Source organism: Saccharopolyspora sp. NPDC050389 (assembly GCF_040655595.1).
Classification (GTDB): Bacteria; Actinomycetota; Actinomycetes; order Mycobacteriales; family Pseudonocardiaceae; genus Saccharopolyspora.
The window spans coordinates 105,179-123,549 of sequence record NZ_JBFAKG010000009.1 but is presented as its reverse complement, the minus strand read 5'-3'; the positions used below and the strand labels follow the sequence as shown (position 1 = coordinate 123,549).

The 18,371-nt window shown below is 71.9% G+C and carries 20 protein-coding genes and 1 pseudogene; 10 read left to right on the top strand and 11 right to left on the bottom strand.

The window, feature by feature from the left end:
- The first annotated feature begins 9 nt into the window (after window positions 1-9).
- Window positions 10-774, top strand: a complete 765-nt coding sequence (locus AB0I53_RS08530; protein WP_358598519.1) for a DUF899 domain-containing protein — start codon at window positions 10-12, stop codon at window positions 772-774.
- A 109-nt stretch (window positions 775-883) separates the two neighbouring features.
- Window positions 884-1,522: a LysE family translocator gene (locus AB0I53_RS08525; RefSeq protein WP_358598517.1), complete on the top strand. Its 639-nt coding sequence runs from the start codon at window positions 884-886 to the stop codon at window positions 1,520-1,522.
- Here the strand turns inward: AB0I53_RS08525 and AB0I53_RS08520 are convergent.
- Entirely contained in the window at window positions 1,458-2,267 is an 810-nt protein-coding gene (locus AB0I53_RS08520; protein WP_358598515.1) for a helix-turn-helix transcriptional regulator, read from the bottom strand. The two genes, AB0I53_RS08525 and AB0I53_RS08520, sit on opposite strands and share 65 nt — an antisense overlap.
- 71 nt (window positions 2,268-2,338) lie before the next feature.
- Here AB0I53_RS08520 and AB0I53_RS08515 point away from each other — a divergent pair, with 71 nt between their 5' ends.
- Window positions 2,339-3,709, top strand: coding sequence for an MFS transporter (locus AB0I53_RS08515; RefSeq protein WP_358598514.1), 1,371 nt, complete (start codon window positions 2,339-2,341; stop codon window positions 3,707-3,709).
- A gap of 74 nt (window positions 3,710-3,783) precedes the next feature.
- Here AB0I53_RS08515 and AB0I53_RS08510 read toward each other — a convergent pair whose 3' ends face one another.
- The 6 genes and pseudogenes from AB0I53_RS08510 to AB0I53_RS08485 form a co-directional block, all read right to left on the bottom strand.
- Complete coding sequence (locus AB0I53_RS08510) at window positions 3,784-4,314, bottom strand: MFS transporter (protein ID WP_358598511.1); 531 nt, start codon at window positions 4,312-4,314, stop codon at window positions 3,784-3,786.
- Between the two features lie 11 nt (window positions 4,315-4,325).
- Window positions 4,326-5,051: an MFS transporter gene (locus tag AB0I53_RS08505; RefSeq protein WP_358598508.1), complete on the bottom strand. Its 726-nt coding sequence runs from the start codon at window positions 5,049-5,051 to the stop codon at window positions 4,326-4,328.
- A 57-nt stretch (window positions 5,052-5,108) separates the two neighbouring features.
- Window positions 5,109-5,942, bottom strand: coding sequence for an SDR family oxidoreductase (locus AB0I53_RS08500; RefSeq protein WP_358598505.1), 834 nt, complete (start codon window positions 5,940-5,942; stop codon window positions 5,109-5,111).
- Window positions 5,939-6,835: an alpha/beta fold hydrolase gene (locus tag AB0I53_RS08495; protein ID WP_358598502.1), complete on the bottom strand. Its 897-nt coding sequence runs from the start codon at window positions 6,833-6,835 to the stop codon at window positions 5,939-5,941. Before AB0I53_RS08495 ends, AB0I53_RS08500 begins: the two co-directional genes overlap by 4 nt.
- Window positions 6,828-7,493 carry a CatB-related O-acetyltransferase gene (locus AB0I53_RS08490; RefSeq protein ID WP_358598500.1) on the bottom strand — a complete coding sequence of 222 codons (666 nt, stop codon included), beginning with the start codon at window positions 7,491-7,493 and terminating at the stop codon, window positions 6,828-6,830. Before AB0I53_RS08490 ends, AB0I53_RS08495 begins: the two co-directional genes overlap by 8 nt.
- A gap of 14 nt (window positions 7,494-7,507) precedes the next feature.
- A pseudogene (locus AB0I53_RS08485) lies at window positions 7,508-9,131 on the bottom strand (ABC-F family ATP-binding cassette domain-containing protein).
- Between the two features lie 307 nt (window positions 9,132-9,438).
- Here AB0I53_RS08485 and AB0I53_RS08480 point away from each other — a divergent pair.
- From AB0I53_RS08480 to trpS, 3 genes are all read left to right on the top strand, one after another.
- Window positions 9,439-9,681: a hypothetical protein gene (locus AB0I53_RS08480; RefSeq protein ID WP_358598497.1), complete on the top strand. Its 243-nt coding sequence runs from the start codon at window positions 9,439-9,441 to the stop codon at window positions 9,679-9,681.
- Window positions 9,682-9,802: 121 nt separating this feature from the next.
- The gene (locus tag AB0I53_RS08475; protein WP_358598494.1) at window positions 9,803-10,543 is read left to right on the top strand and encodes a GNAT family N-acetyltransferase; all 741 of its coding nucleotides are present in this window, start codon (window positions 9,803-9,805) and stop codon (window positions 10,541-10,543) included.
- A gap of 218 nt (window positions 10,544-10,761) precedes the next feature.
- Window positions 10,762-11,814 (top strand): tryptophan--tRNA ligase, encoded by a 1,053-nt coding sequence (gene trpS, locus AB0I53_RS08470; protein WP_358598491.1) that lies wholly within the window; start codon window positions 10,762-10,764, stop codon window positions 11,812-11,814.
- On the opposite strand, the gene AB0I53_RS08465 is transcribed toward trpS, so the two are convergent.
- Entirely contained in the window at window positions 11,791-12,480 is a 690-nt protein-coding gene (locus tag AB0I53_RS08465; protein WP_358598488.1) for an ABC transporter ATP-binding protein, read from the bottom strand. The two genes, trpS and AB0I53_RS08465, sit on opposite strands and share 24 nt — an antisense overlap.
- The gene (locus tag AB0I53_RS08460) at window positions 12,477-13,583 is read right to left on the bottom strand and encodes an ABC transporter permease (RefSeq protein ID WP_358598486.1); all 1,107 of its coding nucleotides are present in this window, start codon (window positions 13,581-13,583) and stop codon (window positions 12,477-12,479) included. The genes AB0I53_RS08465 and AB0I53_RS08460 overlap by 4 nt, the downstream gene beginning before the upstream one ends.
- A gap of 177 nt (window positions 13,584-13,760) precedes the next feature.
- Between AB0I53_RS08460 and AB0I53_RS08455 the strand changes: the two genes are divergently transcribed.
- Together AB0I53_RS08455 and AB0I53_RS08450 are read left to right on the top strand one after the other, a co-directional pair.
- Window positions 13,761-14,978, top strand: a complete 1,218-nt coding sequence (locus tag AB0I53_RS08455) for a sensor histidine kinase (protein WP_358598483.1) — start codon at window positions 13,761-13,763, stop codon at window positions 14,976-14,978.
- The gene (locus tag AB0I53_RS08450; protein ID WP_358598480.1) at window positions 14,978-15,610 is read left to right on the top strand and encodes a response regulator transcription factor; all 633 of its coding nucleotides are present in this window, start codon (window positions 14,978-14,980) and stop codon (window positions 15,608-15,610) included. Before AB0I53_RS08455 ends, AB0I53_RS08450 begins: the two co-directional genes overlap by 1 nt.
- On the opposite strand, the gene AB0I53_RS08445 is transcribed toward AB0I53_RS08450, so the two are convergent.
- A complete protein-coding gene (locus AB0I53_RS08445) occupies window positions 15,594-16,613 on the bottom strand; it encodes a methyltransferase domain-containing protein (RefSeq protein WP_358598477.1) in 1,020 nt (339 codons plus the stop codon). The genes AB0I53_RS08450 and AB0I53_RS08445 overlap by 17 nt on opposite strands.
- A complete protein-coding gene (locus AB0I53_RS08440; protein ID WP_358598474.1) occupies window positions 16,520-17,095 on the bottom strand; it encodes a hypothetical protein in 576 nt (191 codons plus the stop codon). Before AB0I53_RS08440 ends, AB0I53_RS08445 begins: the two co-directional genes overlap by 94 nt.
- A gap of 119 nt (window positions 17,096-17,214) precedes the next feature.
- On the opposite strand from AB0I53_RS08440, the gene AB0I53_RS08435 reads away from it, so the two are divergent.
- Both AB0I53_RS08435 and AB0I53_RS08430 read left to right on the top strand, forming a co-directional pair.
- Complete coding sequence (locus AB0I53_RS08435; protein WP_358598471.1) at window positions 17,215-17,937, top strand: 3-keto-5-aminohexanoate cleavage protein; 723 nt, start codon at window positions 17,215-17,217, stop codon at window positions 17,935-17,937.
- On the top strand, window positions 17,934-18,335 hold the full coding sequence (locus tag AB0I53_RS08430; RefSeq protein ID WP_358598468.1) for a PaaI family thioesterase: 402 nt from the start codon (window positions 17,934-17,936) through the stop codon (window positions 18,333-18,335). Before AB0I53_RS08435 ends, AB0I53_RS08430 begins: the two co-directional genes overlap by 4 nt.
- Window positions 18,336-18,371 lie beyond the last annotated feature (36 nt).

The following is an 18,371-nucleotide window of genomic DNA, read 5'->3' as shown; positions in this document are numbered from 1 at the left end:
GAGCATGTGATGAGCGTTCCCGACATCGTTTCGCGCGAGGAGTGGCTGGTGGCCCGCCGCGAGTTCTTGGCGCGGGAGAAGGAGTTCACCCGCGCCCGCGACGCGCTCAACGCCGACCGGCGGCGGCTGCCGATGGTCGAGATCGACAAGGACTACCGGTTCGAGGGCCCGGCCGGGCCGGTCGACCTGCCGGGGCTGTTCGACGGGCGGCCGCAGCTGGTGATCTACCACGCCATGTTCGACCCGAGGTGGGACAACGCCTGCCCGAGCTGCTCGGCGTTCATCGACCAGATCGGGCACCTGGCGCACCTGCGCGCCCGCGGCACGTCGCTGGTGCTGGTGTCCCGCGCGCCGCTGGCCAAGATCGAGAAGTTCCGGGCCCGGATGGGCTGGACGGTGCCCTGGTACTCCTCCTACGGCAGCGACTTCAACTACGACTTCCACGTGACGCTGGACGAGTCGGTGCGCCCGGTGGAGTACAACTACCGCAGCACCGAGGAACACCGGCGGGCCGGCACGGACTACTACGTCACCGGGGAGCAGCCGTTCGAGCTGCCCGGGCTGAGCTGCTTCCTGCGCGTCGACGACCGGGTGTTCCACACCTACTCGACCTACGGGCGTGGCCTGGACGTGCTGGGCAGCACCACGAGTTTCCTGGACTTGACGGCCCTGGGCCGCCAGGAGGACTGGGAGGAGCCCGAGGGCCGCGCCACCGGCCTGGGCGCTCCGGCGGGCAGCCCGCAGGTGCGCTACCACGACGAATACGAAGACTGAAGCGGGATCCGCGCAGTGCGGCCAGCGCCTCCGAATTGGCCTTTTGTGCCGCCGCCGCGGCTGCCTAGTGTCCGATCAGGACGGTTCGTTGCGGCGAGAAGGTGGCGTGGTGGTCGAATTACCGGCGGTGGCGGGGATCGCGGCGGTGGCACTGGGCTTGGTGCTCACGCCGGGCCCGAACATGTTCTACCTGGTGTCGCGGTCGCTGACGCAGGGGCGCCGGGCGGGGTTGGTGTCGCTGCTGGGCGTGGCGGTGGGGTTCCTGGTGTACGCGGCTGCGGCCACCGCGGGCATCGCCACGGTGTTCGCGCTGGTGCCCGCGCTGTACACGGCCTTGCAGATCGCCGGGGCGGCATACCTGCTGTGGCTGGCGTGGCAGGCGGTGCGCCCGGGCGGTGTGTCGGCGTTCGCGCCGGCGCCCACTCCCGCCTACGGGCCGGGACGGCTGTTCGCGATGGGGTTGGTGACCAACCTGCTCAACCCGAAGATCGCGGTCCTCTACGTCTCGTTGCTGCCGCAGTTCATCGACCCCGCCCGGGGCGGTGTGATGTTGCAGAGCCTGACGTTGAGCATGGCGCAGATCGTGGTGGCGTTGTCGGTGAACGCGCTGATCGTGATGACGGCCGGTTCGGTGGCGGGCATGCTGTCGCGGCGCCCGGTGTGGCTTCGGGTGCAGCGCTACTTCATGGGCGCGGTGCTGGCCGGGCTGGCGGTGCGGCTGCTGACCGACCGGGCTCGTCCGGCGTGACGCCGAGCGCGGCCTGCAACCCCTCGGTGCCGTGCTCGGTGAGTTTCAGCGCCCGCTGCTGGGGTTTGCGGGCCAGCCAGCCGGTGTCGAGCAGCGTGGTCAGCAGCGCCGCGCCGAGCCTCCCGGCGAGGTGGTGCCGCTGTTCGCTCCAGTCCACGCAGAACCGCAGCAGCGGCCGTCGCGACCGCCCGGCCTGCACGGCGTGCAGGTCCACGCCCAGGGCGGCGAAGACCGGTTCGGCGTGCGGACCAAGCCGGTAGGGATGCTCGCGGAGCTGCACGGACAGGCCCTCGTGCGGGCGGCGGCGGGTGTCGGGAACGCCGTCGTCGGTGGCCAGCGCCCCGCGGTCCAGCAGTGCCGCGGTGACCGCGACGCCGAGCCGGCCGGCGAGGTGGTCGTAGCAGCTGCGGGCCTCGCGCACCGCGGCGGCGCGGGTGCCCTGGCGCAGCGAGCGCACCGGTTCGGTCGGTGCGATGGCGGCGAGGGCTTCCAGCGCGGTGGCGACCCGGTCGTCGACGAGCCGGAAGTAGCGGTGCCGCCCGGACCGTTCGGCCTCGATCAGGCCACCGGCGCGGAGCTTGGCCAGATGCGCGCTGGCGGCACTGGCCGACAGCCCGGCTTCCGCGGCCAGCACCGAGGCGGGTAACGACCGCCCGTCGGCCAGCGCCTGCAGCACCTTGGCGCGGCCGGGCTCGGCGAACAGTGCGGCCACCGACGCGATGTCGCTGTCTCCTGGGACTGTCATGCGCCCCATTCTGCGCCCGCGACATTTCAGGCGGGCGTGAAGTGTTGTGGGTGCAGGCTCGGTGCGTGTTGATGCGAAAAGACGTTGGTTCTCCCGCGCTGGTCCTGGCGGTGATGTGCGCGGGCATGTTCCTGGTGCTGCTGGATGTCACGGTGGTCAACGTGGCCCTGCCCGGCATCCGCGATGCGCTGGATGCGGGAATGGCCGGGACGCAGTGGGTGGTCGACGGGTATGCGCTGGCCATCGCCGGGATGTTGCTGGTCGGCGGCGCGCTGGGCGACCGTTTCGGGCACCGCCGGGTGGTGCTGGCCGGGCTGGCGGTCTTCGGCGTGGCGTCGCTGGCGTGTGCGCTGGCTCCGGGGCTCGGGGCGCTGGTGGCCTCCCGCGCGGTGCAGGGCGTTGGGGCGGCGTTGCTGCTGCCGGGCAGCATGGCGGTGATCGCCGGGGTGTATCCGGATCCGGCGGCGCGGGCACGGGCTTTGGGCGTGTGGTCGGCGGTGTCGTCGCTGGCGTTGCCCGCCGGTCCGCTGGTGGGCGGCTTGCTGGTCGAGTGGGGCGGCTGGTGGCTGGTGTTCGCGCTGAACGTGCCGGTGGTGATCGCCGCGGTCGTGGGAGTTCGCGCACTGGTGCCGGATCTGCCCGGCGATCGCGGGCAGCAGGTGCGTGTCGGGATGCTGGCGGGCGCGGTCACCGGATTGACGGCGGTGGTGTTCGCGGTGATCGAGGCGGGCCAGGCCGGGCTGGACGCGCCGGTGGTGGCAGCGCTCGTGGTGGCGATGATCGCGTTGTGGGCGGCCGGGCGGCGGTTGCCGCGTTCGTTGCTGGGCAACCGGCCGTTCCTGGCGGCGAATTCGGTGGCGTTGCTGATGAATCTCGGCATGAACGGCACGCTGTTCGTGCTTTCCCTGTATCTGCAGAACCTCGGCGGGAACTCGCCGGCGCGCACCGGTGCGCTGTTGTTGCCGATGTCGGTTCCGCTGGTGCTGCTGGCGCCGGTGGCCGGGCGGATGGTGGCGCGGATGGGGCCTCGGGTGCCGATGCTGTGCGGCACGATGATCGCGGCGGTGGGATCCGGTTGCTGGGTCCTGGCGACTCCGGGCGGCGGTTATGCCGAGGTGATTCCGGTGTTGGTGGCGTGCGGAATCGGTGCCGGATTGCTGACCACACCGGTGGTGGCTGCAGCGGTCGGCGCGCTCGGGCCGCAGCGTTCGGGGCTGGCCAGCGGGGTGAACAACACGATGCGGCAGACCGGGACCGCGCTGGGCGTCGCGGTGTTCGGCGCGGTCGCGGGCTCGCCGGCCGCACCTGCCGATTTTGCTGCCGGGCTGCACCGGCTGGCCGTGGTCGGCGTCCTGCTGTGGCTGGTGGCGATCGCCTTCAGCCTCGCCGCCGGCGGATCCGCGCGCCGGCCTGTGGCCGACCGCCTTTCGGCAGTGCGGTGAGACGTACCGAGCCGTGAGTGTTTTGGGGCGTCATAGCAACCCAGAACACTCACGGGTGCCGACCTGGCCGGGCGTCAGGCCGTGCCGGAGACCGGCTCCGGGTGGCCGGCGTGGCGGAACGGTGAGGCGGCCAGCGCCGCGGCCGAGACGACCAGGCCGGTGATGCCGACCCACAGCGCCGTCCGGTAGGTCGCGGCGTCGGCGACCAGCCCGCCGAGCGGGGCGCCGAGGACGATCGCGCCGCGGTTGAGGGACCGGATGGTGGTGTTCATCCGGCCCTGCAGCCGATGCGGTGTGACGGACTGGCGATAGGCCAATTCGTTGGGCCCCTCGACGCCCATCAGCACCCAGAACAACGCCTGCCCGGCAGCGAGCACCACGAGGGCAGCCGGGCCAGGTGCGGTCAACGGCGCCAGAAGCCATGGCAGCGGCATGAAGATGCGGGTGGTGACCATGGTGCGCCCGGCGCCGAACCGCTGCGCGCACCGGTTGGCCAACGCCCCACCGAGGACCGCTCCCACTCCGGCGCAGCCGTAGGTGACGCCAAGTTCGACCTCGCTGAGCCCGAGCCCACCGGCCGCCGGAGCGCGCAGCAGGTAGAGCACGTAGACGGTGGTCAGCAGGCTGTGGGACAGGAACCAGAGGTTCCGCTGAGCGCCATCGGGGCGAGCATGCGGTGCCGGTACACCCAGGACATGCCCTCGCGCAGCCCGGTGAGCAGGCTGCGGCGGGCTGCGCGAGGCGCGGCGGGCTCCTGCACGCGGATCGAGGCGAGCAGCACGCCGGAGATCAGGTAGGAGGCTGCGTCGACCAGGATCGCCAGCGGCGCGCCCAGCACCTTGATCAGCGCGGTGGCCAGCACCGGGCCGGTGGTCTGCGCGACCGCGTCCGACTGCTCCAGCCTGGCGTTCGCCGAGGTGAGCAGCCCGGTGGGCACCAGCCGCGGCAGGAACGCCTGGTCGGCCGCGTCGAAGAACAGCGACGCCAGTCCCATGGCCGCCACCAGCAGCGCCAGTGCCGGCAGGTCGAGCAGGCTGACGGCGTGCAGTGCGGGGATCGCGCACAGCAGCACCGCTCGGCCCAGGTCGGCTCCGACCAGCATCGGTTTGCAGCGGTAGCGGTCGACGACGACACCGGCGAGCAGCCCGAACAGCAGGTAGGGAATCCAGCGTGCGGCGTTGAGCAGGCCGAGTTCGGTCGCGTGGCGTGCAGGGTGACCGCGGCGAGGATCTGCAAGGCGAGGCCGGTGATGTGGGTCCCGAAGATCGAGGTGGTCGATGCCGCCCAGAACCGGCGGTAGCCCGCGAGATCGACGAGACGTGGCATTCCGGGACCGTAGCAACGAATCCGCCCCCGCCCTCCGGTGTTTCGTTACCGGATTCACCGGTGGGCGGTAGCGCTAGATCATGCGTTTGCCGCCTCCGGCGTAAATGGTCTGGCCCGTGACCCAGCGGGCCTGGTGGGAGGCGAGGAAGACCGCGAGATCGGCGATGTCGTCGGGGCGGCCGACGCGGCCCAGCGGGCTGAACTCGGCGAAGCGGGCGTTCATGTCGTCGCTGATCCAGCCGGTCTGCACCGGGCCTGGCGAGATGATGTTGACGGTGATGCCGGCGGCGCCGAGTTCGATGGCCGCGGAACGGCTCAGCGATTCCAGCGCGTTCTTGGTGGCCCAGTAGGAGATCTGGTCGGCCGCGCCGGGCGCGGCGTCGGTGGAGATGTTGATGATGCGGCCCCAGCGGGCCTTGCGGCGCAGGTGGCGGCGGTGGAATTCGGCCATCAGCAGCGCGGGGGCGCGGGTGTTGACGGCGTGGTGGGCGTCCAGGCTCGCCGCGGTGACGGTGGTGGCGCCGCGGGCCGGGTCGGGCCGGAAGGTGTCGGGCACGCAGTGGGCGGCGTTGTTGATGAGGATCTCCACCGGCCCGAGGTGGGTTTCGGCGTGATCGAAGATCGCCGGGGCCGCGGCGGGGTCGGCGAGGTCGACGGCCAGGGATTCGGCGTCGGCGCCGTCGGCGCGCAGGGCGTCGCGCACGTGATCGGTGTCGGTTGCCTTCGCCGTGCCGTAGGTGCGGTCGGCGCCGGTGACGGCCCAGGTCGGGGGTGTTTCGGGCAGGGAGGCGAGCACGACTTTGACGCCTTGGCGGGCCAGGGCGCGGGCGATGCCGGCGCCGATGCCCAGGGGGCTGTTGGCGCCGGTGATCACGGCGACGCGGTCGCGCAGGCGGGGGTCTATCACGCGGCGGTCCTCTCGAAGTGTCCGATGTGGTCGGTGATGGTCGTGATGATCGGCTGGTGCAGCGCACCGGGCAGGGCGTGGCCGAGTCCCGGGATGGTCGCGCAGCGGGCGCCGGGGATGAGGTCGGCGAGGTGCCGGCCGTGCGGGGGCGGGTTGATGGGGTCCTGCGGCCCCTGGATGACGAGGGTCGGGGTGGTGACGTGGCGCAGTTCGGCTCCGCGTTCGGTGGGGACCGGGGTGGCGAAGGCGTGTGCGACGGGCTGCTGGTAGCTGCCGGCGTGGTCGATCGCGGCGTTCTCCCAGCGGCGGAACTCCTCGGCGTCGAAGGGGATTTCATCGCCGGCGAGCAGTCGCCATTCGTCGATCCGGCGTTGCAGCGCGGTGGCGCGGTCGGGTGCGGGGTCGGCGCGGTGGGCCATCGCGGTGACGATCTGCGGAGTGGGGGTGGGCAGGTCGGTGGGTTCGCCTTCGATGGCGCGGCGCATCGCGTCGGCGAAGTCGACGTCGAGGGCGGCGGTGACCATCAGGGTGAGGGTACGCAGCCGGTCGCGGTGGTCCAGGGCGAGCAGTTGGCCGAGGGTGCCGCCCATGGACAGGCCGACGACGTGGGCCGTGGCGATGTCGTGTCCGTCGAGGACCGCCACTGCGTCGCGGGCGAGGTCGGCCAAGGCGTAGCCGGTGATGTCCAGGTGCGTGGAGCGGCCGGTGTCGCGGTGGTCGTAGCGCACGACGTGCAGGTGCTGCGCCACGAGAGCGTCGAGGAACTCGTCGGGCCAGCCCAGCGCGTTGGCGTTGGCGCCCATGATCAGCAGCGCCGGCGGGTCTGCCGGGTCGCCGCGGGATTCGCTCCACAGCAGCAGGCCGTCGGGGGTGGTGATGTGGCGTTCAGTCATCGAGCAGCCCTTCCCGGCGGGCCAGGGCGGCGAGGTCTTTGGGGTCGCCGCCCATGATGGTTCGCACGTGGGTGGTGATGGCCTGGACGGGCCAGTTCCACCAGGCGATGCGCTGGAGCAGCTCGACGTCGTCGTCGTAGAAGCGGCGGCGGATCACCCGGGCCGGGTTGCCGCCGGCGACGCCGTAGGCGGGGATGTCGCCGGTGACCACCGCGCCGGTGGCGATGATCGCGCCGTCGCCGATGTTCACGCCGGGCATGATGGTGGCGTCGCGCCCGATCCAGACGTCGTTGCCGACCACGGTGTCGCCCTTGGTGGGCAGGTTGGTGGCGAGGTCGAGGGTGGCCTGGGTCCAGTCGCCGCCGAACATGGTGAACGGGTAAGTGGAGCAGCCGATCATGGGGTGGTTGGCGGCGGGCATGATGAACCGCGCTCCGGTGGCCAGCGCGCAGAACCGGCCGATGCGCAGCCTCGCGGGCCCGTAGTTGTAGAGCACGTTGCGTGTTTCGAATTCGGCGGCGCCTGCGGGGTCGTCGTAGTAGGTGTACTCGCCGATCTCGATCAGCGGGGAGCTGACCACTGTGGACAGGAAGGCCACGTTGGTCAGTTCGGGCCGGGTGCTGGGGTGCACCCGGGTGGGATCGGGTGTGTTGGGCATGGTGGCGGCTCCCCTCAGGCGCGTCGGCCTTCGTGCAGGTTCAGGGTGGGCCCGGTCCAGCGTCGCCGCAGCCATCGGTCGTGGCTGGCGACGACGATGGCGCCGGGCGCGGTGTGCAGGGCGTCTTCGAGTTCGCCGACGAGGGTCAGCGACAGGTGGTTGGTGGGCTCGTCCAGCAACAACACCTGTGGTGGATCGGCCAGGAGTAGGGCCAGGGCGAGACGGCGGCGCTGGCCGACGGAAAGCACCCCGACGGGGCGGTCGAGGTCGGCCGGGGCGAGCAGGCCCAGCTCGCGCAGGTCGGGCCGGTCTTCCCGGTCGGTCGTGGCGTAGATCTGCCGGGGGCTCTTGCGGGCGTCGGCGAAGGTGACGTCCTGTTCGAGCAGGCCGACGCGGATGTCCTGGCGGCGCTGCACGCTGCCGGTGTCGGGTGCCAGCCGGCCGGCGGCCAGGTGCAGCAGGGTGGACTTGCCCGCGCCGTTGCCGCCGGTGATCAGCAGGCGGTCGGTGCCGGTGACGTCGAGTTCGTCGATCCACACGCGCCCGCGCACGCCGGCTTCCCGGATCTGCAGCACCACATCGGTGGTGGTGTCGTGGCCGGTGAGGGGCGCGGCGAACCGCAGCGGGCGCGGTGGTTCGCGGACTTGGGCGGTGGTGAGGTCGTCGAGGCGTTGCTGGGCGTTGCGCACCCGGCGGGAGATCTGCTTCTGGACCCGGCCGCCGGAGTAGTCGTAGGCCATTTTGGCGTTGTCGCGCCGCATGCCGTGGTGGCTGACCTGGCGGGCGGTGACGTCCACGGCGTGGCGCAGGGCGGCGAGTTCGTTCTGCTCGGCGGTGTAGCTGTTCCCAGCGGGCGCGTTCGGCTCGTTTGGCGGCGAGGTAGTCGGTGAAGGTGCCGCCGTAGCGGGTGGGGCCGTCCACGGCGGGGTCGAGGTCGAGGATGTCGGTGCAGACCGCGTCGAGGAACACGCGGTCGTGGCTTGCCAGCACGACGGCGCCGGGCAGTGCGGCGAGGTGCTGTTGCAGGAACGTCAGGGCGGATTCGTCGAGGTGATTGGTGGGTTCGTCGAGCAGCAGCGCGCGTGGTCGGCGCAGCAGCAGGACGGCCAGGCCCAGCCGGCTGCGTTGGCCGCCGGAGAGCGTGCCGATCCGACGGTCGCCGGTGATGCCGGCCAGGCCGAGTCCGTCGAGGACGACTTCGGCGCGGTGGTCGGCGTTCCAGGTGTCGTGCTGCTGGGCCCAGTCGAGGACTTCGCCGTAGGCGGCGAGGATTTCGGGGTCGTCGGGTGCCTCGCCGAGGGCGTCGGCGAGTTCGGTCAGGCGGGCTTGCGCGGCGCGGTGTTCGTAGAGGGCCTCGTCCAGCGCGGCGGCGAGGGTGGTGTCGGGGGTGAAAGGTGCTTCCTGGTGCAGGAATCCGAGGTCGTCGGGGCGGGTGAGCTCGCCGCCGTCGGGATCTTCGGCGCCGGCGAGGATCCGCAGCAGGGTGGATTTGCCGACGCCGTTCTCGCCGACCAGGCCGATGCGCTGGCCGGGCGAGGCGGTCAGCGACACCCCGGCGAGGACGGTCCGGTCCGCATAGGACTTGACGAGGTCGCGTGCGCGCAGGACGAAAGACGAACCGGCAGAAGCTTGGGGCACTGGGGCGTCACACACCGGAGAATTCGATGGCAATTGCCCGCCGGGCATGATTCGACGCGAACCGGTGAAAAGGGTTCGCGGAAGCCTCGGACGCGGGCCTAGCTCGAAGTCAGTTCTTCATAGTGGTGTTGATCTTAATGGCATGCCCGCCACGGATGTCAAGGGAATTTTCGCGCCGCCGTCCGTCGGACGGGGGTGATTCGCTCGCCTGTCGTGGTGATCCAGTCGGCGCGCGGCGCCCGTCGATGTTGGCCTGGGGGTACAGGCCCCTGCACGGGGGGCCCGAGCATTTTGGAGATATGTGATCATGCGCCGATTCCTCAGCGCTGCCGTCCTCGCCGCAGCCTTCGCAGGCGCCACCGCCGGGCTGGCCCATGCCCAGGACCAGCCGTGGGACGCTGTCACGCTGCCCGCGCCGGCGTGCGAGAGCGGGACCTGCGCCACCGCCAGCGGGCAGGACGGTCATGGGCAGGACGCCAACGGCCAGGACGGGTACGGGCAGGACGGCACGGCGCACGCCGTGGCGGTCGACGAAGGCCAGGGCCAGTGACACCGGTCCGCGGATAGTCACCGGAGTTGGGGGCCTGTTCCAAGCGGAACAGGCCCCCAACTCTTCGGTGGGGCGCTAATTCGGTTGCCCCGGCGCGAGATTCGGGTGTAGTGCTTGTCGAATGCTGCAGGAGAACCACACCGCTGATGCCTTAGTGCTGTCGGACGGGACCACGACGGTGTCCTATGTCCCGAGTGCGATGCCGCGCACCGCGCAGGTGCTGGCCATCGACGGGCCCGGTGCGCTGGAGCTGTTCCGCGCGGAGCTGCCGGGGTGGAAGCTGTCGGTCACGCCGGATCACGGCGAGGTGCTGCTGAGCGCGGGGGCGCGGCTGAAGCGGCATGCGCATGCGATGCGGCGCGATCTGCGGGCCGATCCGCCGCCGCCGGAGTGGGCCGGGCTGGCTCCGGAGGCGCCGCTGCGGGTGGTGGCCTGCGACCGCCCGGCGCCGGAATTGCTGCCGGCGTGGCTGGAGGCGTTCCCGCCGGATCATCCCGACCGCGTGTCCGGCGATGATCAGCAGGTGCTGGCGGAGCTGCTGCAGCCGCTGCTGACCGGCCGGGTGCTGGGGCCGATGCTGGAGTGCAGCGCGTTGGTGGTCGACGCCGAGGACCGGGTCGCGGCGGGGCTGGTGATCAACGATCGCGACGGTGTGCCGTGGGTGGGCGATGTGTTCCGCCGCCCGGCGGCGGAATTCGCCGGACTGGGCGGGCTGCTGCTGCGGCGAGCCCTGGCGTGGTTGAGCGCGCAGGACTGGCACGAGGTGGGGTTGGCCGTCACGGTCGGCAATCCGGCGAAGCGGGTGTACGAGCGCCTCGGGTTCTCCGTCACCGACACGAAAATGACCCTGGAGATTCCGTGACCGCCGGATGGCATCGGCCATGTCGCGGCCACCGCGCCGCCGGTGTGGGTTAGGATGGCGGCGTGATTCGCAGCTCGTGTCTCTCGTGGTGGCGCTCCGGTTAGGAGCGGCCGCCTCAGCACGCGCACATCTCGGGCCGTTCGGATGGACGGCCCTTCTTCGTGTTCTCCGCACGTTCGGGGCGTCGGCCGGGCCCCACCAAATCGAGGAGAACACCTATGACCACCGTGATCGAGACCTCCACCGCAGCGCGCCGCAGCGCCGAACTGGAGGAGCAGATCTCTTTGCACCCCAACGATTTCCGGGTGCTCACCGGAGATCGCCCGACCGGGCTGCTGCACCTGGGCCACTACTTCGGCACCCTGCACAACCGCGTCCAGCTGCAACGTCAGGGCGTGGAGCTGCTGGTGATCATCGCCGACTACCAGGTGCTCACCGACCGGGACGTCGCCGAGCGCCTCGGCGAGCACGTGGAGAACCTGGTGCTGGACTACCTGGCCGCCGGGATCGACCCGCAGCGCGCCACGATCTTCACGCACAGCGCGGTGGCGGCGCTCAACCAGCTGTTGCTGCCGTTCCTGAGCCTGGTGTCGGTCTCGGAGCTGAGCCGCAATCCGACGGTCAAGGACGAGATCAGCCACTCGCGGCAGGCGGCGGTCAGCGGCCTGATGTTCACCTATCCCGCGCACCAGGCCGCCGACATCCTGTTCTGCAAGGCCAATCTGGTGCCGGTGGGCCAGGACCAGCTGCCGCATCTGGAGCTGACCCGCACGATCGCGCGCCGCTTCAACGACCGCTACGGGCGGCTGCTGCCGGAGCCGGACGCGCTGCTGTCGCCGGCGCCACTGCTGCTGGGCACCGACGGCACCAAGATGAGCAAAAGCCGCGGCAACGCGATCACGCTGGCGGCCACCGCAGACGAGACCGCGCGGCTGATCCGCGGCGCGAAGACCGATGCGCAGCGCCACATCAGCTACGACCCGCAATCGCGCCCGGAGGTCTCCAGCCTGGTGCTGCTCGCGGCGCTGTGCCTCGGGCGCGATCCGCACGAGGTCGCCGAGGACATCGGTTCGGGTGGCGCGGCGGTGCTGAAGCGCACCGTCACCGAGGCCGTCAACGAGCACTTGGCGCCGATGCGGGAACGGCGAGCCGCCTTCGCGCAGGACCGCGGCCATCTGCGCCGGATCCTGCGCGAAGGCAACGAGCGCGCCAACGCCATCGCGGAGACGACCCTCGCCGAGGTGCGCTCAGCGATGGGCACCCGCTACTGAGCGGGTCAGCTGCCCGTCGCGCATCACGGCCACCTCGTCGACCTGGTCGAGGTATTCGGTGTCGTGGGTGACCAGGATGGTGGCGACCTGGTGCTGGCGGGTGACCTCGGTGAGCAGCTCGACGATCTGGCGGCCGCGCTCCTGGTCGAGCGCGGCGGTCGGCTCGTCCACCAGCAGCACTGCGGGCCTGCCGGTGAGGGCTCGGGCGATGTTGACCCGCTGGCGTTCGCCGCCGGAGAGCTGGTGCGGGCGGCGGTGCTGCTTGCCGTCGAGTCCGACCGCGGCCAGCGCTTCGGCGGCGGCACGACGCTGCCGCCGAGGCGATCCGCCCCGCATGTGGTGGACGGCTTGGAGCTGTTCGGCGGCGGTCAGCGAACCGAGCAGGTTGGGTTGCTGGAAGACGATGCCGATCTTCTCCAGCCGCAGTCGGGCCCGCCGCGCGGCGGAGAGGCCACCGGTGTCGACGCCGTCGACGACGACGCGGCCGGAATCGGGGCGCAGCAGGGTCGCGGCCACGGCCAGCAGGCTCGACTTGCCGGACCCGGAGGGGCCGACGACGGCCAGCAGCCGGCCGGGCTCGACGTGCAGGGACACCTCGTCGAGGGCGGTGAGGGTGCGGTCGCCGTCGGGGTAGGTCAGGCGGATATCGGTCAGGGTGAGGCTCATCGGGCTGCTCCCAAAGCGGTCAGCGGGTCGACGGAGGTGATGCGCCGGACCGCCAGGACGGCACCGAACATGCCGAGGACGATCATGGCGGCGATGGGCAGCACGGTCGTGGCGGCGGTGAGCTGGAACGGCACGGCCTGCACCGCCAGCGCCCCCAGGCCCACACCGGCGGCGCCACCGACCCCGGCGCCGAGCACCAGCACGATCGCGGACTGCGCCAGCGCGTCGCGCAGCAGGTAGCCGGTGGCGCCGCCGAGGGCCTTGAGGATGGCGATGTCGCCGCTGCGCTGGATCGTCCACACGGTCATGAACGCGCCGATGACCAGCGCGGAGATCGCGTACAGGAAGCCCTGCATCATCAGCAGCGACCCGTGCTCCGAGGAGTAGGAGCCGATGGCCGACAGGCTGGCACCGGTGGTGGCCGTGGTGGTGCCCGCGGCGGCGTCGGCCTGCGCCGGATCGGCGGTCACCTCGGCGGCGATGACGGTGGCCAGCGGCGCGTCGGCGCGCGGGGACCGCAGCACCGACCAGGTCTCCAGCGCCGTCCACGCCACCGGCGTGTGGCTGTAGTAGGTGTTGTCGGCGATGCCGCTGATGGTCAGCCGCTGCGTGCCCGCCAGCACGGTCTGCCCGACGGCCAGGTCGTTGTCTTCTGCGAGTTCGCGGCTGATGACCAGCGTGCCGGGCGCGACCGGGGCGGGCGCGAGGCCATCGGCGGAGCGCACGCCGAAGATGGTGGCCGCCGCGCCGCCGGTGGTGGTTTCCAGGCGGGTCTGGGTGATGCCCAGCGGCGCGGCGCGCTGCACGCCGGGCGCGCCGCGGTAGGCGTCGAGCTGGGCCTGGGTGACCGAGGAGTCGGCGAAGGACTGCTCGGGGGCTTCGGCGCTGGTGGTGCCGAAGGCGATGTGGGTGGCGGGCAGCTGCGCGATCGCCGAGGTGGACTGGTGGGCCAGGCCCGCGGTCAGTCCCGACAGCAACACGATCAACAGCGTGATCAGCCCGACCACCGAGCCCATGAGCGCGAACCGCCCCTTGGCGAAGCGGATGTCGCGGATGGCGAGGAACACGGTGCTCTGCTTTCCGGTCGTGGTGGATTCCGGCATCCAGCCTCGCCGCGATCGGGCCCGCCGCCATCGCCGCGCGGATTGATTCCGCACCGCCACGGGGTGCAGCCCGATCTCAACCGAACGATCGATGCCGCGCCCCGGCGGCGATGTCTAGAAAGGACCCTGGCGAGCGCCGTCCGCGCCCGTCCACGCGCAGGCCTTAAGGTGTCCACAGTGTCCGAAACGTCGTTGCCCGCCGGCCCCGGCCCGGTGGCGATCCTGCGGTTGATGCGGCTGGTGTTCCACGCGGGATTCCTGCTGTTGCTGGGCATCGCCACCGCACGGGTGTTCCTCACCCATCCCGCCGGCCCGACCGGCTGGCTGGCGGTGGGCGGCGCGGTGCTGCTGACCGCCGTGTACGCGGCGGGCGCGGTGGTGCGCCATGCCCTGCACCGGCGGTGGCTGGCGATGACGTGGCTGGCGGCGGTCACCGCGGTGTGGGCGGGCCTGCTGGTGGTCAGCCCGGACTTCTCGTGGCTGGCGTTCCCGCTGTTCTTCCTGCACCTGCACCTGCTTCGGGGCCGGCACGCGCTGGTCGCGGTCGTGGTGGTCACCGCCCTGGTCGTGACGGCCCAGGGCCGGCACGCCGGGGCCTGGAGCGTGGGCATGGTGCTGGGCCCGATCATCGGGGCCGGGGTGGCGGTGGTGATCACCTGGGGCTACTCGGCGATCTACGCCGAGAGCCAGCGCCGGCAAGCCCTGATCGACGACCTGACCCGCACCCGCGCGGAGCTGGCGTCCTCGCAGCACCAGGCCGGGGTGGCCGCCGAGCGGGAACGGCTGGCCAGGGAAATCCACGACACCCTCGCCCAGGGCCTGTCGAGCATCGTGCTGCTGCTGCGCGCGGCGGACTCGGCGCTGCCACCGCAGGCGGACAAGGCCCGCGCCCGCATCACCGAGGCGCAACGCACCGCGGCGGACAACCTCGACGAGGCCCGCCGCTTCGTGCGCGACCTGCGGCCACCGTCGCTGACCGGCACGGGACTGCCGCAGGCGCTGCGGCGGTTGTGCGAGGACACCGCGAGGGAATCAGGCATTCACTGCCGCTTCCAGACCGATGGCGCGCTCGTGCGGCTGCCCTCCGGCTACGAGGTGGCGCTGCTGCGCGCGGCGCAGGCCAGCCTCGGCAACGTCGTCCGCCACGCTCACGCCGGCACTGCGGTGGTCACGCTCGGGTTCCTCGACACGGAGGTAACCCTCGACATCTACGACGACGGTGCCGGTTTCGACCCGGCCGCGGTCCGGCCCGCACCGGATGGCAGCGGATACGGGCTGATCGCGCTGCGGGAACGCATCGGCGCGCTGGGCGGGCGGCTCGCGGTGGAATCCGCGCCCGGCGACGGCACCGCGGTGGCCATCCGGCTGCCGCTGACCGACGAGGAGATCCGGTGATGGCCGAAGCGTTGCGCATCCTGCTCGTCGACGATCATCCGGTGGTCCGGCGCGGGCTGCGGGCGATGTTCGACGACCGCCCGGACATGACGGTGGTCGCCGAGGCCGCCGACGGGCAGGCCGCGCTGCAGGTGCTGGCCGGCACCGAGGTGGACATCGTGCTGATGGACCTGCAAATGCCCACCGGCATGGACGGCGTCACCGCCACCCGCCGCATCACCGCCGAGGGCGGCCCGCCGGTGCTGGTGCTGACCACTTACGACTCCGACGCCGACATCCTCACCGCCGTGGAAGCCGGCGCCACCGGCTACATGCTCAAAGACGCCCCGCCGGAGGAGCTGTGCCAGGCGGTGTGGCTGGCCGCCCAGGGCCAGACGGCGCTGGCACCCGGTGTGGCGGCGCGGCTGCTCGGTCATCTGCGCCGCCCGCAGCCCGCGCTGAGCCCGCGCGAGGTGGAGATCCTGCAGTTGCTGGCGCAGGGCCTGTCCAACCGGGCGCTGTCGAAGGCGCTGTTCATCAGCGAGGCGACCGTGAAGACGCACCTGGTGCACATCTACGACAAGCTCGGCGTGGACAACCGCACCGCGGCGATCACCACGGCGTTGCAGCGCGGCATCATCCGGCCCCGGTGACCGCCTCGACCAGGAACGCCGGCCGCCACCAGTACTCGGCCAGCCACCGGGTGGTGATCCCGGCGAACCCGGCCTCGCGCAGCAGTGCCTCCCAGTCGTCGATGGCCAGCTCGTAGTTGGTGGGTGCGGCGGTGCCGAACTTGCCGAGGATCACCGGCAGGATGAACCCGGCGCCGACGAGATCGCGGTCGTCGCCGTATTCGCGCAGGCCGCGCTCCAGCCGGGCCAGGCAGTCGCGGAACCACGCGGGTTCCCACACCGAGGCGACCTCGGGGACGTCGAATTCCACCAGCACGAACCGGTCGGTGTGCGCGGCGATCCAGCGCAGCACCCGGATCTTGTCGGCCTCGGGCAGGGATTGCAGCGCGAAGGTGGACTGCACCAGGTCCCAGCTCTGGGTGTGGGTGGCGGTGAAGTCCTGGGCGGTGCACGGCCAGGCGAGGTGCGGGATGCCGCGACGGGTCAGCTCGGCGGTGGTCTCGGCCAGCAGCGCGGTGCTGGGCTCGACGACCCCGACGGTGGGAAGGTGCTCGGTGAGCGCGGGCAGCAGCGCCAGGCCGTCGCCGGTGCCGATGTCGAGCAGCCGCTGGGGCCGGTGCCGCCGGTAGAGCTCGCGCAGCGCGGCGGAGGTGGCCTCGTAGAGGCCGATGTTGCCGCCGCCGCGGATGAACGCCCGGAATGCCGCGGGCGAGTCGTAGACGCTGGCGGCGTCGCCGTCCGCGGTGATAACCGACAGCAGCCGGGCCAGTTCGCTGTTCGGGTCGAGGGCGCGGGCTTGTTCGGCGGCGCGGTGCGCGGTGACGGGATCACCGCTGCTGTAGGCCCGGATCGCCGTGCACAGCGCGGATTCGACGTCGTTGAGGATGCGCTCGCCGTGGTGGATCTGGTGGATCAGGACGTGCTCCTTGTTCAGGTGGGACCGTCGAGGTAGGACTGTCCGCGCGAGGACAGCCGGAAGCCCGCTTCCAGGGGCTCGACGAGGCCGAGCTCGCGCAGCTGCCACACATCGGATTTGCAGCGGGACACCGGCCGCCCCTGCTCGGCGGCGAGTTCGGCGGCGCGAAGCCCGGGCCGCTGCCGCAACACCTCCAGGACGGCCCTGGTCCACGGCCCGCGCGGGGAGGAGACGTCCAACCGCGCCAGTCGCCGGTCGATCTCGGTGCGCTCGCGCGGGCGCAGCTCCACCGGTTCCGGCGTCAGCTCGGGCGCGGGACCGTCGTAGCTGAGGGCGAGGCGGTAGACCGCGCCGCGGCCGTGCTTGTCCAAAGAGGACCGGAGCCCGGCGGCGGAGGCGAAGCCGGCGCGGTGGGCGTCGGCGTCGGTGAGCTGGCCCGGATCGACCACGGTGACCTCGTCGACGCCGATCGTCCCGACCGCGGTGTGCAGCCGCGAGCCGGCCCTCGCCAGCGGGCTGGGCCAGCGCTGGAACGCCAGAGTGATCTCGCCGGCGGCCACGCCCCGCAGGATCCGGTTGCTCAACACCACGGCACCACGCTAGTACAGGTGCCGCGATCACCGATCCGGGCGAGATGTGGCGCCCACGATGATCACGAAACGGGGTCGTCAGCTTCCGCGCGCGTGCCGGCGCGGGGGAGAATCGGCACATGTTGCAGGTTTGCCTCAACGGCGCGCGCTCGCCGCGCGAGCACTTCCACCTGCCCGTGCGCCCCGAGGAACTGGCCAAGGCCGCGGCGGACAGCATCGCCGCCGGCGCCACCGACATCCACCTGCACCCCAAAACGCCCGACGGGACCGACAGCCTCGATCCGCACGCGGTCGCCGCCGCGTTGCGCGCGGTGCGGGCCGCGGCACCCGGCGTCAGAGTCGGCGTCACCACCGGCGCCTGGACCGCCCCGGATCCGGCCGACCGGATCCGGGCCATCCGGGCGTGGACGGTGCTGCCCGATCACGCCTCGGTGAACTGGCACGAACCCGGCGCGGACGACGTCGCGGCCGTGCTGCTGGAGCGCGGTGTCGGCATCGAGGCGGGCATCTACTCCGGCACCGACGGCGACCGCCAGTTCCTGCGTTCGCCGCACCGCGGCCGGGTGTTGCGGGTGCTGGCCGAGGTCACCGACCGGACCGCGCGTGGCGCGGCGGCGACCGCCGAAGCGCTGCTGGAGCGGCTGAGTCCGGCGGCGACACCGATCCTGCTGCACGGCGAGGCCGCCGGGGCGTGGCCGGTGCTGGCCGTCGCCGCCCGCCGCGGCCTCGCGACCCGCATCGGCCTGGAGGACACCCTGCTGCTGCCCGACGGGCAGGTCGCCGCCGACAACGCCGAACTGGTCGCCGCCGCGACCCGGATCCTCGCCAAGGAGATTCCATGACGACCGTCGACCACCAGCAGCTCGTCGCGCTCATGCCGTTCGCGGTGTCGCTGGGTGTGGAGATCGACTCCGCGAGTACCGAGGAGGTCCGGGGGCACCTGGGCTGGGCGCCGCAGCGTTGCACGGCGGGGGGAGTGCTGCACGGGGGAGCGGTCATGGCGCTGGCCGATTCGATCGGGGCGATCTGCGCGTTCCTGAACCTGCCCGAGGGTGCGCACACCGCCACGATCGAATCGAAGACGAACTTCTTCCGCGCACTGCGTGAAGGAGCGCTGCACGCGGTCAGCCGCCCGCTGCACGTGGGCCGCACGAACATCGCGGTGCAGACAGAGCTGCTGGACGACTCCGGGCGCCGCATCGGGCACACCACCCAGACCCAGGCCGTGCTCACCGCCTGATCCCGCGCCACCGGCCGGCAACTCGCGATCATATTT

Excerpts from the sequence above, each read along its gene's own strand:
- AB0I53_RS08530 (WP_358598519.1), top strand. The coding sequence starts at position 10 with ATGAGCGTTCCCGACATCGTTTCGCGCGAGGAGTGGCTGGTGGCCCGC.
- AB0I53_RS08520 (WP_358598515.1), bottom strand. The coding sequence starts at position 2,267 with ATGACAGTCCCAGGAGACAGCGACATCGCGTCGGTGGCCGCACTGTTC.
- AB0I53_RS08515 (WP_358598514.1), top strand. The coding sequence starts at position 2,339 with ATGCGAAAAGACGTTGGTTCTCCCGCGCTGGTCCTGGCGGTGATGTGC.
- AB0I53_RS08495 (WP_358598502.1), bottom strand. The coding sequence starts at position 6,835 with ATGACTGAACGCCACATCACCACCCCCGACGGCCTGCTGCTGTGGAGC.
- AB0I53_RS08490 (WP_358598500.1), bottom strand. The coding sequence starts at position 7,493 with ATGCCCAACACACCCGATCCCACCCGGGTGCACCCCAGCACCCGGCCC.
- AB0I53_RS08480 (WP_358598497.1), top strand. The coding sequence starts at position 9,439 with ATGCGCCGATTCCTCAGCGCTGCCGTCCTCGCCGCAGCCTTCGCAGGC.
- AB0I53_RS08475 (WP_358598494.1), top strand. The coding sequence starts at position 9,803 with ATGCTGCAGGAGAACCACACCGCTGATGCCTTAGTGCTGTCGGACGGG.
- trpS (WP_358598491.1), top strand. The coding sequence starts at position 10,762 with ATGACCACCGTGATCGAGACCTCCACCGCAGCGCGCCGCAGCGCCGAA.
- AB0I53_RS08465 (WP_358598488.1), bottom strand. The coding sequence starts at position 12,480 with ATGAGCCTCACCCTGACCGATATCCGCCTGACCTACCCCGACGGCGAC.
- AB0I53_RS08460 (WP_358598486.1), bottom strand. The coding sequence starts at position 13,583 with ATGCCGGAATCCACCACGACCGGAAAGCAGAGCACCGTGTTCCTCGCC.
- AB0I53_RS08450 (WP_358598480.1), top strand. The coding sequence starts at position 14,978 with ATGGCCGAAGCGTTGCGCATCCTGCTCGTCGACGATCATCCGGTGGTC.
- AB0I53_RS08435 (WP_358598471.1), top strand. The coding sequence starts at position 17,215 with ATGTTGCAGGTTTGCCTCAACGGCGCGCGCTCGCCGCGCGAGCACTTC.
- AB0I53_RS08430 (WP_358598468.1), top strand. The coding sequence starts at position 17,934 with ATGACGACCGTCGACCACCAGCAGCTCGTCGCGCTCATGCCGTTCGCG.